The 14,462-nt window shown below is 74.1% G+C and carries 14 protein-coding genes; 10 read left to right on the top strand and 4 right to left on the bottom strand.

What is annotated here, in order from left to right; translation table 11 throughout:
• Positions 1-60 precede the first annotated feature (60 nt).
• From ACWCP2_RS13550 to ACWCP2_RS13565, 4 genes are all read left to right on the top strand, one after another.
• Complete coding sequence (locus ACWCP2_RS13550; protein ID WP_450908728.1) at positions 61-1,194, top strand: GNAT family N-acetyltransferase; 1,134 nt, start codon at positions 61-63, stop codon at positions 1,192-1,194.
• Between the two features lie 115 nt (positions 1,195-1,309).
• Complete coding sequence (locus tag ACWCP2_RS13555; RefSeq protein WP_450908729.1) at positions 1,310-2,314, top strand: isopenicillin N synthase family dioxygenase; 1,005 nt, start codon at positions 1,310-1,312, stop codon at positions 2,312-2,314.
• Positions 2,315-2,406: 92 nt separating this feature from the next.
• Positions 2,407-2,940, top strand: coding sequence for a GNAT family N-acetyltransferase (locus ACWCP2_RS13560; RefSeq protein ID WP_450908730.1), 534 nt, complete (start codon positions 2,407-2,409; stop codon positions 2,938-2,940).
• Positions 2,941-3,096: 156 nt separating this feature from the next.
• Entirely contained in the window at positions 3,097-4,263 is a 1,167-nt protein-coding gene (locus ACWCP2_RS13565) for a hypothetical protein (protein WP_450908731.1), read from the top strand.
• Positions 4,264-4,284: 21 nt separating this feature from the next.
• Here the strand turns inward: ACWCP2_RS13565 and ACWCP2_RS13570 are convergent, their stop codons facing one another.
• Together ACWCP2_RS13570 and ACWCP2_RS13575 are read right to left on the bottom strand one after the other, a co-directional pair.
• The gene (locus tag ACWCP2_RS13570) at positions 4,285-5,028 is read right to left on the bottom strand and encodes an HNH endonuclease family protein (protein ID WP_450908732.1); all 744 of its coding nucleotides are present in this window, start codon (positions 5,026-5,028) and stop codon (positions 4,285-4,287) included.
• Between the two features lie 159 nt (positions 5,029-5,187).
• Positions 5,188-5,745, bottom strand: a complete 558-nt coding sequence (locus ACWCP2_RS13575) for a hypothetical protein (protein WP_450908733.1) — start codon at positions 5,743-5,745, stop codon at positions 5,188-5,190.
• 187 nt (positions 5,746-5,932) lie between these two features.
• Here ACWCP2_RS13575 and ACWCP2_RS13580 point away from each other — a divergent pair, with 187 nt between their 5' ends.
• From ACWCP2_RS13580 to ACWCP2_RS13590, 3 genes are all read left to right on the top strand, one after another.
• Positions 5,933-7,294 carry an FAD-dependent oxidoreductase gene (locus tag ACWCP2_RS13580; protein WP_450908734.1) on the top strand — a complete coding sequence of 454 codons (1,362 nt, stop codon included), beginning with the start codon at positions 5,933-5,935 and terminating at the stop codon, positions 7,292-7,294.
• A gap of 306 nt (positions 7,295-7,600) precedes the next feature.
• Entirely contained in the window at positions 7,601-8,266 is a 666-nt protein-coding gene (locus ACWCP2_RS13585) for a molybdopterin-dependent oxidoreductase (RefSeq protein ID WP_450908814.1), read from the top strand.
• Positions 8,250-9,062: a cytochrome b/b6 domain-containing protein gene (locus ACWCP2_RS13590; RefSeq protein ID WP_450908735.1), complete on the top strand. Its 813-nt coding sequence runs from the start codon at positions 8,250-8,252 to the stop codon at positions 9,060-9,062. The genes ACWCP2_RS13585 and ACWCP2_RS13590 overlap by 17 nt, the downstream gene beginning before the upstream one ends.
• On the opposite strand, the gene ACWCP2_RS13595 is transcribed toward ACWCP2_RS13590, so the two are convergent.
• On the bottom strand, positions 9,025-9,498 hold the full coding sequence (locus ACWCP2_RS13595; protein WP_450908736.1) for a MarR family winged helix-turn-helix transcriptional regulator: 474 nt from the start codon (positions 9,496-9,498) through the stop codon (positions 9,025-9,027). The genes ACWCP2_RS13590 and ACWCP2_RS13595 overlap by 38 nt on opposite strands.
• Before the next feature lie 126 nt (positions 9,499-9,624).
• On the opposite strand from ACWCP2_RS13595, the gene ACWCP2_RS13600 reads away from it, so the two are divergent.
• Entirely contained in the window at positions 9,625-10,035 is a 411-nt protein-coding gene (locus ACWCP2_RS13600) for an organic hydroperoxide resistance protein (RefSeq protein ID WP_450908737.1), read from the top strand.
• A 94-nt stretch (positions 10,036-10,129) separates the two neighbouring features.
• On the opposite strand, the gene alc is transcribed toward ACWCP2_RS13600, so the two are convergent.
• Positions 10,130-11,260 (bottom strand): allantoicase, encoded by a 1,131-nt coding sequence (alc, locus tag ACWCP2_RS13605; RefSeq protein WP_450908738.1) that lies wholly within the window; start codon positions 11,258-11,260, stop codon positions 10,130-10,132.
• A 258-nt stretch (positions 11,261-11,518) separates the two neighbouring features.
• Between alc and ACWCP2_RS13610 the strand changes: the two genes are divergently transcribed.
• On the top strand, positions 11,519-12,598 hold the full coding sequence (locus tag ACWCP2_RS13610) for a hypothetical protein (protein WP_450908739.1): 1,080 nt from the start codon (positions 11,519-11,521) through the stop codon (positions 12,596-12,598).
• Between the two features lie 44 nt (positions 12,599-12,642).
• Positions 12,643-14,415 carry an Ig-like domain-containing protein gene (locus ACWCP2_RS13615; RefSeq protein WP_450908740.1) on the top strand — a complete coding sequence of 591 codons (1,773 nt, stop codon included), beginning with the start codon at positions 12,643-12,645 and terminating at the stop codon, positions 14,413-14,415.
• Positions 14,416-14,462: the final 47 nt, after the last annotated feature.

Below are 14,462 nucleotides of genomic sequence, written 5' to 3' on the forward strand. Positions count from 1 at the left end.
GCCACCGGAGCACGGATATCCCCTTGGCGGGTCGCGGGAACTGCTCCTAGGGTTCGCCGGATGACGATGACCGGTTCCCTCACGACGGCCGCGGACCTCGACCGGGCGGTGTCGCTCTGCGTCGAAGCCCTGCGTGCGGTGGCACACCGCGACTGGAGCGCCCCGGCCGCCGGGCTGGACTGGAGCTGCCGCGACACCGCCGTGCACATGGCCGACGACCTGGCCGCCTACGCCGCGCAGCTCGCGGTGCGGGCCACCGACGGCTACGTGCCCCTGGAGGTCCGGGCGGCCGAGGACGCCGCTCCGGCGGGGGTGCTCGACCTGATCACGGCCTCCGGCAGCTTCCTGTCCGCCGCCGTGTCCCTCGCCGGGCCCGGCGTCCGCGCGTGGCACCCGGCCGGGTCCGCGGGGCCGGACGGCTTCGCCGCGATGGGCGTCGTCGAGGTGCTGCTGCACACCCACGACGTGCTCGGCGGCCTCGGCGTTCGCGACTGGCAGCCCGGCCCCGAGCTCCCCGCCCTGGTCCTGGACCGGCTCTTTCCGCGCCTTCCGCCAGGGGAGCCCGACGCCTCCTGGCGGACCCTGCTGTGGGCGACGGGCCGGGGCGAGCTCCCCGGCCTGCCCCGGCAGACGGTCTGGCGCTGGTACTCCGACCCCGTCCGGGCCGAGCGCGTGCTGCTCTGTGAGATCAGCCCGAACGCCGCGGCCGACCTGCGCGCGGGCGGCACGGGAGGGTTCGTCTGGGCCGGGGGCGGGCCCGGCGAGGGCACGCGGTACGCCGCCGGCCGGACGGCCGGGGCACGCGAGGAGGGGACGTACCGGCCGGGCTGGGGCCCGTACGCCATCATCCGGGCGGGCGACCGGCGGGCGATCGGCGGGATGGGCTTCCACGGGGCCCCGGACGGCGGGGGCCGCGCCGAGCTGGGCTACGACCTCCTCCCGTCGGCGCGCGGCAACGGCTACGCCACCGAAGCGGCCAGGGCCCTCGCCGGCTGGGCCTTCGCGCAGCCGGGCTGCACCGTGCTGGGGTCACGGGCCGACGGGGCCGACGACCCCGCGCACGCGGTACTGCGAGGGGCCGGTTTCACGGAGGCGGGCTCCGGGGAAGGCACGGTCCGGTACACCCTGAGCCCGCCGGCCCGGACCGGTACTCCCACCGGTACTCCCACCGGTACTCCCACCAGTACTCCCTGAGCCCGCCGGCCCGGAACGGCCGTCCCTTCCGGATCCCCGCCCGCCCGGCAGGACCGGGAGAGTCCGACCGGGCCTGGCCCGGGCAGCCCCTCGTTTCCGGAAAGCAGGTTCCGCCGTGGTGAGTTCGCAGGTCCCCGTGATCGATCTCGGCCCGTGGCGCTCCGGCGGGCCCGAGGCGCGGCGGCAGATCGCCTCCCGCGTAGACGAGGCGCTCCAGGCGGCCGGATTCCTGCTGGTGACCGGGCACGGGGTGGACCCGGAGCTGCCCGGGCGGATCCGGGAGGCCGCGCGGGCCTTCTTCCGGCTCCCGGCCGCCGCCAAGGCCCCGTACGCCGTCGCGGTCGGAGGCCGCGGCTGGCTCGGCCCGGGCGCCGAGGCCAACAGCTACGCGGAGGGCGCGGCCTCCCCGCCCGACCTCAAGGAATCCTGGTCCTGGGCGGCGGAGGACCCGACCGGGATCCCCGCGGTGGACGCCGAGTGGTTCCGGCCCAACGCCTGGCCGGCGGAAGTGCCCTCGCTGCGCCCGCCGGTGACGGAGTACCTGGCCGCGATGCGGGTCCTCTCCGACGAGCTGCTGGAGCTGCTGGCCGGCGCCCTCGGCCTGGACACGGACCATTTCACCCGGCACACCGGCCACCCCACCTGGGGGTTCAACGTCAACTGGTACCCCGGCACCGAGACCGTCGGGCTGCCGCTGCCCGGCCAGTTCCGCATCGGCGCGCACACCGACTTCGGCACCGTCACCGTCCTGGACCGCCAGCAGGGCGCGGGCGGACTCCAGATCCACACCGACGCCGAGGGCTGGCAGGACGCCCCGTACGATCCGGCCGCGCTCACCGTGAACATCGGGGACCTGATGGCGCGCTGGACGGGCGACCGGTGGCGGGCCGGCCGCCACCGGGTGCTGCCGCCGCCCTCCGAGGCGCCCGCCGAGGAACTGATCTCGCTCGTCTACTTCTACGAGTGCGATCCGCACACCCGGGTGGAATCCCTCCCGGCGCCCCTGGGACGGATCACGCACGAGCCGGTCGACTCGCACGCCCACCTGCGGGCGCAGCTCGACGCGATCACCGTCCCGGCGGGGGATCCGGCGGCAGGTCAGGCGGGTCCGGAGCGCTAGCGGAGGCCGCCGGAGGCCCGGTCACGGCCCGGTCACGGCCCGGCGGGGGACCCGATTACGCGATGTCCGGCGCGTTCGGCAGGATGGGAGGCATGACCGAGATCCGTACCCCCCGCCTCCTCCTCCGCCGCTGGTCCGAGGACGACCTCGTCCCCCTGTCGGAGATCCTCGCCGACCCCGAGGTGATGCGCTGGATCGGCGACGGCGAGACCCTCGACCTGGAGGAGACCGCCGAGACCATCGAGCGGTGGGAGGACGACTGGGACGAGGAGGGCTTCGGGATCTTCGCCGTGGAGCTGCTGGCCTCCGGCGAGCTGATCGGCGCCGTCGGCCTCTCCATGCCGTGGTGGCTGCCCGAGGCCCTGCCCGCGGCCGAGATCACCTGGCGGCTCGGCCGCTCCCACTGGGGCCAGGGCTACGGCTCCGAGGCCGCGCACGCCACTCTGGAGTTCGCCCTCCAGGACCGCGGCCTCGACCGGGTCGTCGCCGTGAACCGGGCCGGCAACGACGAGTCCGAGAACGTGATCCGCAAGCTGGGCATGACCGCCGAGAAGGACATCAACCACCCGGAGACCGGCGCGCTCCTCAACCTCCACGGCATCGACCTGACGGAGTACGAGGGCTGATCCGCCCCTGCCGGGCGCGTCCCCGCATCGACCGATCGGCCGACCCCGCTGTCGGCCGCCGGGCCGAGCGGCCGGGCGGTCCCGCGAGGTGAGGATGGGTACGGGGGAGCGGGCGCACCACCGGCCCCGTCCCCGGAACCGAGAGGGGCACCGCCCATGCCGCAGCACGACCGCCCGCACCCGCGCCGCCGCGCACGCGCGTCCCGTACCGCCCTCGCGGCCCTCGCCGGAGCACTGCTGCTGGGGGCCTGCTCCACCCCCGGCGAGCCGCCGGCCGCCGCTGCCCCCGTGGCCCCCGCGGCCTCTCCGCTGCCGACGGCCGCGGCCACCCCGGGCGGCACCCTCCTGGTCGCCGACTTCGGGGCCGACACCGTGACCTTCGTGGACCCGGAGCGCGGCGCGGTCGGCTCGGTGCCGGTCGGCAGGGCCCCGTACGGCCTGGCGGTCGGCGCCGACGGGCGGGCCTGGGTGGCCACGGCCGAGGGGGTCGCCGTCGTGGACACGCGCACGCGGACCCGGGCGGCCCTGATCCCGTACCGCACCACCGGCACCGGTCCCGTGACCGGCGGGGAGTACCGGGGCGGCGGCATGGGCATCGCGCTCTCGCCCGACGGGGCGCACGCGTACGCCGGGGTGAACGTGCCCGGCACGAGAGGCGTCCTGGAGGTCATCGACACGGCGAAGGCCCAGGTCACGGCGGTGGTTCCGGTGGGCCGGCGGCCCTTCGACGTGGACGTCTCGCGCGACGGCTCGGAGGTGTACGTCACCGGCCACGACTCCTTCGACGTCACCGTCGTACCGGTCGGGCCGGGCGGAGCCGCACCCTCGGCGTCACGCCGCATCGAGGTCGCCCCGTACGGGACGCAGGGCGGTCTCGGCTCCTGGCTGAAGCCGCACTACACCGTCGTCCGGCCGGCGGACGGGATGCTGCTGCTCCCCTTCGAGGGCGAGCGGCTCGCGGTGGTGGATCCGCGCACGGGCCGCACCACGGTGGAGAGGATGACCGCCGACACCCATCAGCACGGGGCCGCCGTCACGGTGGACGGCCGCCTGCTGGTGGTCGGGACGGGGGCGGTGGAACCGGGCAAGGGCAAGGGGCCCTCCCTCACGGTCCGCGCCCCGGACGGCTCGGAGCGGGTGTACCCGCTGGACGGGCCGCACGAGGACGTGGCCGTGTCCCGGGACGGGCGGACGGCCTACGTGACCGGGGGCTTCACCCGCGACGGCTACTGGAACGGCATCACGGTCGTGGACCTCGACAGCGGGCACAGCCGCCGGCTCGCGGCGGGATCGCGCCCGCTGGGCATCGCGGTCCTGGGGTGAGCGGCGTCAGCCCGCGCAGGTTCAGCCCGCGCAGGTGTCGAGCATGGTGGAGAGCATCTTCTTCTCGGGCTCGGTGACGGTCAGGCCGTACGTGGACTTGACCGTGGTCCAGGCCCGCCCGTACTGGCACCAGGCCGTCTTCGACGGCGGCTGCCACAGGTCGGGACTCTGGTCGCCCTTCGACCGGTTCGACGAGGCCGTCACCGCGAGGAGCTGGGGGCGCGTCAGATCGTTCGCGAAGGCCTTGCGCTTCGCGGCGTCCCAGCCGGCCGCGCCGGAGCGCCAGCCCTCGGCGAGGGGCACCATGTGGTCGATGTCCATCTTCGAGGCCTCGGTGACCACCACCTCGTCGTACAGGCTCTTCCACGTGCCGGACACGGCCTTGCACTGGGAGTCCCGGGTGACGTTCGCACCGTCCCGCTGGAGGACGACCTCGCGGGTGTCGCACTTGTCGCCCTGCTCCGCCCAGTGCGTGAACTTGTCCCGGCTGTAGCCCGACATGGTTCCGGGCGCGGCCACCTTCAGCGCGGCCAGCTGGGTACGGGCCACGGAGACGGCGACCATGCCGGGGAGCACGTCGCCGCTCGGGGGCTTCCCGTCCGCGGGAGGCCGGGACGTCGCGGAAGCGGAGGGCGTCTTTCCGCCCGGCTTCGCGTCACCGCGGGAATCCGCGCCGGGTCCGCTCCCCGTTCCGGAACAGCCGGCGGCGGCCAGCAGCAGCACGGCCGCCAGTACCGCACCGGGCACACGTATCTGACGCCCCATGACCCCACCCCGAACCCCGCCGCACACTGTGTCGCGGGAACTCTACCCACCCCGGACGGCTTCCGAAGCCAGGCCCGTTGACCCGGCGGCCGCCGAACGTTCCCGGGGCGTACGCCGAGTGGCGCGCGGGGGCGGCCTAGGCCCGCCTCCCGTCCCGGCTCAGGCGTGTCGGATGCGGCGCAGCCACGCCTCGAGGACGGTGAAGTCGGCGTCCTGGAGGCCGATCCGGGGGTCGACCCGGTGGAGGAGGGCCGGGCCGGGGTGGTGGGCGGACACCCACCGGCGGTCCGCGTCACCGATCTCGTCGTCGACCCAGCCGAACGCCCGGCCGGCCGCCCGGGAAACGAGGCCTGCGGTCTTCCAGTGCACCGCCTTCCCGTGCACCGGACCGCGGCCGTCCTCAGCCGAGTCCTCGGGCCACTCGACCACCGGCAGGGCCGGCAGCCCCAGCCGCGGGGAGACGCAGAGGTTCGCGTCCTCGCCCCAGGTGGTGGCCCACACCAGCTCGCACGGCAGCGCCGCGAGCCGGGGTCCGAGCGCCGGATCGACCCGGGCGAGGAGCGGATGCCCCCCGGACGGGTCGGCCGTGCCCGGGGGCGCGGGGAAGACCGGGTGGCCGTGCGGGGCGCCGAAGGGGATGAGGGGGCCGTCGACGTCCAGGAAGAGGAGGGGGCGGCGGGTGGGCGGGGCCTCGGGGCCGGCGGGGTCGGTGTCCATGCGGCCCATGCCTATCAAGGGGGAGGGACGGCCGTCTCGGGGGTGTGCGCGGTCCTCCAAGTGTGACTTGGGGACCCCATAAGGCAGGGTTATGGGGGCATAACCCAGGGGTGGGTGCCGGGTTAGGCTGCCCTTAGCTTAGGGTTCCCCTTGATCGAGTCTTTCGCCGTTCGAAGGGAACCCAGCCATGCCTCGCCCCCTGCGGGTAGCAATCGTCGGTGCCGGCCCCGCCGGCATCTACGCCGCCGACGCCCTGCTGAAGTCCGAGGCGGCCGCCGAGCCGGGTGTGTCCATCGACCTCTTCGAACGGATGCCGGCCCCCTTCGGTCTGATCCGCTACGGCGTGGCCCCCGACCACCCCCGCATCAAGGGCATCATCACCGCCCTGCACCAGGTGCTCGACAAGCCGCAGGTCCGCCTCTTCGGCAACGTCGACTACCCGAACGACATCAGCCTCGACGAGCTGCGCTCCTTCTACGACGCCGTGATCTTCTCCACCGGCGCCACCGCGGACCGCGCGCTCACCATCCCCGGCATCGAACTCGACGGCTCCTACGGCGCCGCCGACTTCGTCTCCTGGTACGACGGCCACCCCGACGTGCCGCGCACCTGGCCGCTGGAGGCGGAGAAGGTCGCCGTCCTCGGCGTCGGCAACGTGGCCCTCGACGTGGCCCGCATCCTCGCCAAGACCGCCGAGGAACTGCTCCCGACCGAGATCCCGGCGAACGTCCACGACGGCCTCAAGGCCAACAAGGCCCTCGAGGTCCACGTCTTCGGCCGCCGCGGCCCCGCGCAGGCCAAGTTCAGCCCGATGGAGCTGCGCGAGCTGGACCACTCGCCGAACATCGAGGTCATCGTCAACCCCGAGGACATCGAGTACGACGAGGGCTCGATCGCCGAGCGCCGCAAGAACAAGCAGACCGACATGGTCGCCAAGACCCTGGAGAACTGGGCGATCCGCGACATAGGCGAGCGCCCGCACAAGCTGTTCCTGCACTTCTTCGAGTCGCCCACCGAGATCCTCGGCGAGGACGGCAAGGTCGTGGGCCTGCGCACCGAGCGCACCGAACTCGACGGCACCGGCAACGTCAAGGGCACCGGCGCCTTCACCGACTGGGACGTCCAGTCCGTCTACCGCGCCGTCGGCTACCTCTCCGACGAACTGCCCAAGCTGCCCTGGGACATGGACTCCGGCACCGTTCCGGACGAGGGCGGCCGCGTCATCGAGGCCGGCGCGCACCTGCCGTCCACGTACGTCACCGGCTGGATCCGCCGCGGCCCGATCGGCCTCATCGGCCACACCAAGGGCGATGCGAACGAGACGGTCGCCAGCCTGCTCGCCGACCACGCGGCCGGCAACCTGCTGACGCCGTCCGCTCCCGAGCCGGAGGCGGTCGAGACCTTCCTCGGGCAGAAGGAGGTCCGCTTCACGACGTGGGAGGGCTGGTACAAGCTCGACGCCGCGGAGAAGGCGCTGGGCGAGCCGCAGGGCCGCGAGCGCGTGAAGCTCGTCGAGCGCGAGGACATGCTCAAGGCGAGCGGGGCGTAGCCGCGGTCGGGCCCGGCCCGTCATGACGGCCGGGCCCGCGCGCGTCAGCGCGTGGTACGGAAGTCTGCGCGCCGTACGGAAGTCCGGGCGTCGTACGGAAGTCCGCGCGTCTTACGGAAGTCTGACGGGCGGGCCCGGACCCTGGCGGTCCGGGCCCCGCAGTGGTCGAATCGCCAGGTGAGCACCGATCAGCAACCCGGCCCGGACCCCGCACCCGTCCCCCTCACCGGCCCCGCTTCCGACCCGGATCCCGGCCCCGACCCCGACGGCCGCGGCGCCCCCGTGGGCCGGCGGCTGATCCTCGGCATGGTCGGGCTCGGCGGCCTCGGGCTGGCCCTCGCGCCCAAGCTCCAGTCGGGGTTCGACGCCGTCCTGGGCTCGGCCGCGAGCAAGGACCCCACCGGGCTCACCGGCCTGCTGCCGGGCGCCGGCGGATTCCGGTACTACTCGGTCGCCTCCTCCGTCCCCGACCGCGGCCCGGCCGACTACCGGCTGACCGTCGACGGCCTGGTCGAGCGCCCGGCCACGTACACCCTCGACGCGCTGCGGGCCCTGCCGCGGACCCGGATCGTCCGCGACGTCCAGTGCGTGACGGGCTGGCGGGTCCCGGAGACCCCCTTCGAGGGTGTCCCGCTCTTCCGGCTGCTGGACGCCGCCGGGGTCCGCCCCGAGGCCCGCGCGATCCGGTTCACCTGCTTCGACGGCACCTACACCGAGAGCCTCACGCTCCCGCAGGCCCGCCGCGAGGACGTCATGGTCGCCCTGAACATGCAGGACAAGCCCCTCAGCCACGCCCACGGCGGCCCGGTGCGCCTCTACGTGGCCCCCATGTACTTCTACAAGTCGGCGAAATGGCTGTCGGGCATCACCGTCACCCGGGACGTCGAGCCCGGCTACTGGGAGGAACTCGGCTACGACGTCGACGCCTGGGTCGGCAAGTCGAACGGACGCGACGATGCCCCGACCGTCTGAGCACCCGGCCGGGGCCGCCTCCAACGCCTCCGCCGCCTCCGCCGCTTCCGCAGGACCGGCGGCACCGGCCGCGGCGGCCGCGGCGTCCGCGGGCCGGCACCCCGCCCGCGTGGCCCGGTTCGGCCCCGCCGTACGGCGGGTCCACCTGGCCACCGCCACCCTGACCGGGGTGTGCCTGGCGACCGCCGCCTGCCTCTACCTGCCGCCCCTCGCGGAACTCGTCGGCCGCCGCCACCTCGTGGTCACCGTCCACGAGTGGTCCGGACTGCTGATCCCGGCGCCCGTCCTGCTGGGGCTCGGCTCCCGGGCCTTCCGCGGGGACCTGCGCCGGCTGAACCGCTTCGGCCCGCACGACCGCACCTGGCTGCGCGCCGCGCTGCGCCGCGACCGCCGGCCTTCCGCGCGCCCGGCGGGCAAGTTCAACGCGGGGCAGAAGCTCTACGCGAGCTGGAGCGCCGGTGCCGCCCTCGTGATGCTCGGCACCGGGCTGCTGATGTGGTTCACCGGGCTGGCCCCGCTGCCCCTGCGGACCGGAGCCACCTTCGTCCACGACTGGCTGGCGATCGCCATGGGCGTGGCCGTCGGGGGCCACGTCATGATGGCCGTCCGCGACCCGGAGGCCCGGCGCGGCATGCGGACGGGCTCGGTGGCCGCCGGCTGGGCGCGGCGCGAGCACCCGCTGTGGCGCCCGGACGGATCCTCCGCCTCAGGGGCCTCAGGGGCCTCAGGGGCCGGACGGGACGCACGCGCCGTACGTCCTACTCCGGACCGACCGCCGCGTCCAGGGCGGCGGTGAGCTTCCGCAGGCGGTCCTGAAGGTCCTTGACCTCGGAGAGCTCGAAGCCGGTGGCGGCCGCGATGCGCCTCGGCACCTCGACGGCCCGCGCGCGCAGGGCCGTACCGGCCTCGGTGGGCCGTACGTGCACGGAGCGTTCGTCGGCGGCGCTGCGCTCGCGCACGAGCAGACCGGCCGCCTCCAGCCGCTTGAGGAGGGGGGACAGCGTGCCCGAATCGAGCCGCAGGTGCTGCCCGAGCTCCTTGACCGGCATCTCCCCGTGCTCCCACAGCACCAGCATCACCAGGTACTGGGGGTAGGTCAGCCCGAGGTCTTTGAGGACGACCCGGTAGAGCCCGCCGAAGGCGCGGTTCGCCGCGCCCAGCGCGAAGCAGATCTGGCTGTCGAGGCGCAGGAAGTCCTGGTCGGGAAGGGCGTCGGTCGGCTGCTGGGTCATGCGGGCCAGTGTACCCGGGGCCTCGCGTCGGCAACTAAATTGTGCACAACTTAATTGTGTGCCATATTGATGGGGCGAGGTCGTCGGCCGACGGCACCGCCTCCGCCCCCTGAGAGGAACCCCGAGATGGACGCGATCTACACCGCTGTCGCCACCGCCAACGGCCGCGAGGGCCGCGCCGTCAGCTCCGACGGCCAGATCGACCTGGCGCTGGCCATGCCGCCGGCCCTCGGCGGCAGCGGGCAGGGCACCAACCCCGAGCAGCTCTTCGCCGCCGGGTACGCCGCCTGCTTCGCCAGTGCCCTCGGGCTGGTCGGCCGCCAGGCCAAGGTCGACACCAGCGAGGTCTCGGTGACCGCGGAGGTCTCCATCGGCAAGGACGGCGAGGGCTTCGGTCTGGCCGTCGTCCTGCGCGTGGAGCTCCCCGAGGCGCTGCTGGGGGAGACCGGCACGCTGCTGGTCAAGCAGGCCCACGAGGTCTGCCCCTACTCCCGCGCCACGCGGGGCAACATCCCCGTCGAGCTCGTCGTCGAGTAGTCGAGTGATCGAGTGATCGAGCCATCAGGTCGTTGAGGGCGGCGGCCCGGGCGGGATGCCCGGGCCGCCGCCCTTTGGTGTCCGTTCCTGTCCGTCAGAGCGCCGTCCCCGCCGTACCCGCCGCACGCTCCGCGCGGGCGGTGAGGGCGGCGGCTCCCGCGTCGGTGAGGCGGCCGTGCAGCCGCAGGCGGGCGAAACCGCCGTCGGGGTAGACGTCGATCCTGGCGTGCGTGGCCAGGACCGGCGCGGCGAGCGGCAGCCGGTGCGGGCTGTCGGGCTCCAGGCGGGTGCGGGGGAGAACCTGCTTCCACGCGCCGTCCGCGCCGTCCTTGACGGAGAGTGCCACCCAGCCGGCCGCGTTGCCCTTGAGGTTCGCGGTGTCCACCTCCACCGCACGGATTTCGCACTGCCCGGCCAGCCGGTACGCGATCCAGTCGTTCCCCTTGTCGCGGCGCCGGCGCGTCTCCCAGCCGTCGTCCTGCTTCTGGGACAGCCCCGGCATGATCGTGTTCCCGGGGGAGGAGTAGAAGCCGTCCGAGGCCTCCTCCACGACCCCGCCGTTGACCACGCAGGCCACGTCCACCGCGTCGAGCAGGGCCAGCCACCGCGGATCGGGCAGCACCTCGCCGTGGACCCGCAGGCGCGCGATGCCGCCGTCGGGGTGCTGGTTGATCCGCAGGTGCGTCCAGCGGCGCCCGGACCCGACCGCGAAACCGTTCGCGGCGTGGCCGTACACCGGCGTGCGGGGCACGATCTCCTCCCAGGCGTCCGCCTGTTCGAGGAGTTGCGCGGCCGACGGTGTTCCGTCGAAGGCGGCGGCCCACACGCTGATCTGCTGCGGGTGGTTGCCGCGGAAGTGTGCGGTGTCGACGACGATCCCGCGGATGATGCCGGGAGCTCCGAGGCGGATCAGCGCCCAGTCGTGGTCCGAGTCCGTCGGGAAAGGCTCGCCGGCGTTCGCCCCGCGCCGCCGCCGCGTCTCCCAACCGTCCATCACCTTGCCCTTGTTGCCGTAGTCGTGCACGTCGAAGACGGCCGGGGTGCGCAGCAGGAGGTTCTCCCGCTCGGCGAAGAACTCGTCGTTGGCCGCGACGACCCCCGCGCCGAGCCGGCGGTCGGCGAGGTCGGTCAGGTGGGTGAAGTCGAAGGTGGCGCCCCGGTAGTCGGCGTACGGGTCGCCCGACACGTAGGGGGCCGCGGCGAAGTCGGTGGTCGAGTGCTGCATGTGCGGAAGCCTGCTTTCCGTTGCGGAGAAGGGGAGTTGGGGCTCTGTGCGATGTCTCGACTCTCGCTCAGCGGGATTGCTCAGGTCCATCGATTGTTTTCGATCATTCCTTTCAGGTGAACTGAATGATGCGGGCCCGGCATCCACTCTCCCTCCATCTCTCATCTGCTAGGTGAGACGGTCTGTTCGCGCTGTAGATGCGCGCTAAAAGGACTGTTACAGTCCGCATGCGCGACTCTGGATGAGGGAGACAACTACATGCCAAAGACAGTTCTGCGGCGCGCCGTCGCAGGAAAGTCACTGGTCATCGGCGCCCTCCTGGCCCTTCTGGTGCCGGGATCGGCCTACGCCAACACCGTCGGTGCGACCGTGAAGACACCGGGGGCCACCTCCGGACCCGCGGCGGCCTTCTCCGAGATCTCCACCCACGCGGACTGCTCCTCGGGGCTCATATCCGGTGGCGGGATCAACCAGGCGATAGGCAGCGGGACTTCGTCCAACGGGAACAAGGTGAACGGAACCTCGCCCAGCCCCGACGGCAGCACCGAGTACACCGGCTCGACCGGTGTCGTCGGCACCGACGTGACGCACTGGCTCGGCATCGGCGGCAGCGGGGGCGCGGTCAACGCCTCGTTCTCCAGCACTCCTTACGCGGTGTGCGTCACCAGCAACCTGATCAACCACACGCAGGTGGTGATGAACAAGATCGCCGGACCCACCGCGGCCTCCACGGTCGGTCTCGTCACCGCCACCTGCCCGGCCAGCACCCGACTGCTCGGCGGCGGCGCCCGGATCACCCCGGCCGACGTCGGCAGCCTGAAGCCGATCGCCTCCTTCCCCACCTTCAACGACGCCGGGCACGCCTACGGCCAGAAGGCGGCGGCCGACGGCGAGACGAACCCCGACTCCTGGACGGCGGTCGGCTGGAACGGCGGTGGCGGCGGCACCGGCAACACGACGTACGCCTACGCGATCTGCAGCGGCAGCAACATCAACGTCGGCGGCGCCACCGTCACGGTGCGCCACAGCGAGGTCAGCGGCCCGACCGCGGCCACGACGGGCCAGACCGCGACGGCCGGCTGCGGCGGCAACGACGGCAAGCTGATCAGCGGTGGCGCGGCCATCAGCGGCGGCAGCGTGACGACCACCGCCTTCACCGGACCGGGCTCCCCGGGCGACCACCTCAACGGCAGCTACCCGAGCAACTCCGGCGGCACCCCGGTCGGCGACGGGACCACCACGGCCGCCTCCTGGACAGCCTCCACCCACACCGGCGGCGGAAGCTCCCCCGCCACCTACACCGACGCCTGGGCACTGTGCGCCGACGACGGCGTCTGAGCGCCATGACCGACCCCCTTACCCCCAACGCCCCGATCAGGACCATGACCTCACGCAGACCCGCACCCGGCTCCCGCTCCGCCTCCGCCCCCGTCCCCGTCCCCTTCTCCCGGACCGCACTGGTCCTCGGTGCGGCCGGCCTCCTCGCCGCCCTGGTGGTACCCCTCACCGCGTCCGCCGACCCGGCGGACGCGACCGGCCCCTGCGGCCCGGGCGGCGTGTTCACCAGCTCGCCGCCCACCTGTACGTACGCCACCGCGGGCACGGACGTCTTCACCGTCCCCGCCGGCGTGAGCGCCCTCACCGTCGACCTGTACGGAGCCGAAGGCGGCAGCGCGGCCGGCTTCGTCTCCCCGAACCCGCCGAACGAGGGCGCACCCGGCGGCCTCGGCGGCCTCACCCACGCGGTCCTCGCCGTGACCCCCGGCCAGGCCCTGCAGATCACCCGGGGAGGCGTCGGCAGCTCCGGCACCTCCCGGCACGGCGAGTACGCCCGGCCCGGCGGCTTCGGCCACGGCACCGGCGGAGGCGGCGCGCACGGCGGCGGCGGCTCCGGAGGCGGCGCCACCGACCTGCGCACCGGAGCCTTCGGCCCGGCCGACCGGATCCTGGTGGCCGGCGCCGGCGGAGGCGCCGGCAACGGCGGCCCCCTCCTGCACGGCGGCAACGGCGGCGGGCCCGCCGGAGACAACGGCGGCCAGGGCGGCGGCCCCGAGGGATCCGGCGCCGGAGGCACCGGCGGCACGCAGACCCAGCACGGCACCGGTACCCGCACCAACCCGATCGGCGCCGGGGGAGGCAACGCGAGCGACATCGACCAGTACACCGGACAGCCCAACCCCGGCTCCGGCGGTACCGGCGGCAACGGCGGCCGCGGCGGCAACGGCGGCGGAGGCGGTGGCGGCGGCTGGTTCGGCGGTGGCGGCGGCTCCGGCGGCGGCAACCCCGGCAACCTCTACGGAGCGGGCGGCGGGGGCGGCAGCGGCTACGCGGCCCCCGCCGGGGCCGGTGTCTCCGAGGCCTCGCTCCACTCGGGCGTCCAGCACGGAGACGGCAAGGCCGTCGTCTCCTTCCGCTACGGGACGTCGACCACCCTCACCACGGACACCGCCACCCCGCTGTTCGGGCACGCCGTCGCCCTGACCGCGACCGTGACGGGCTCCGAGCACCCGGCCGCCGCACCGGGCGGCAGCATCACCTTCTCGGAGGGGAACACCCCGCTCGCCACCGTCGCACTCGACGCCGGACGGGCCCGCTTCACCACGAGCGCCCTGCGCCCCGGCACCCACCGGATCAGCGCCGCCTACACCCCGGACGCCGACCACACGGCGAGTTCCGCCGGCGAACCGGCCGAGATCACCGTCGGGTTCACCCGGCCCTGCATCACGGACGACCACCGGGGCCCGCTGACCGTGGCGGCCGGGGAATCGCTCTGCATCGCCTCCGGCGGAAGCCAGAGCGGTCCGCTCACCGTCCGGCCCGGTGGCGCGCTGTCCGTGGCGGACGGCCGGGTCACCGGTCCGTTCTCCGCCGACGGGGCGCTCGCCGTGTCCCTCTGCGGATCCACGCTGACCGGCCCGGTCGGCGTACGGAACACCAGCGGCTCCGTGGTGATCGGCTCCGCCGCGGCCGCGGGGGCGGCCCCCGTCTGCGCCGGCAGCGCGATCACCGGTCCGGTCACCCTGGAGGCCAACACCGGAGGCGTGGAGTTCTCGGGCGGCCGGCTCCTCGGACCGCTGCGCTGCGAGGCCAACGAACCGGCGCCGCGGATCACCGCGACCACCGTCGTCGGACCCCGGTCCGGCCAGTGCCGGTGACGGAATCCCCGCAGCTCTCCAGCCCAGTAGCCCGATAGCCCGATGTC

The sequence above is a fragment of the Streptomyces sp. NPDC002104 genome (assembly GCF_053593795.1).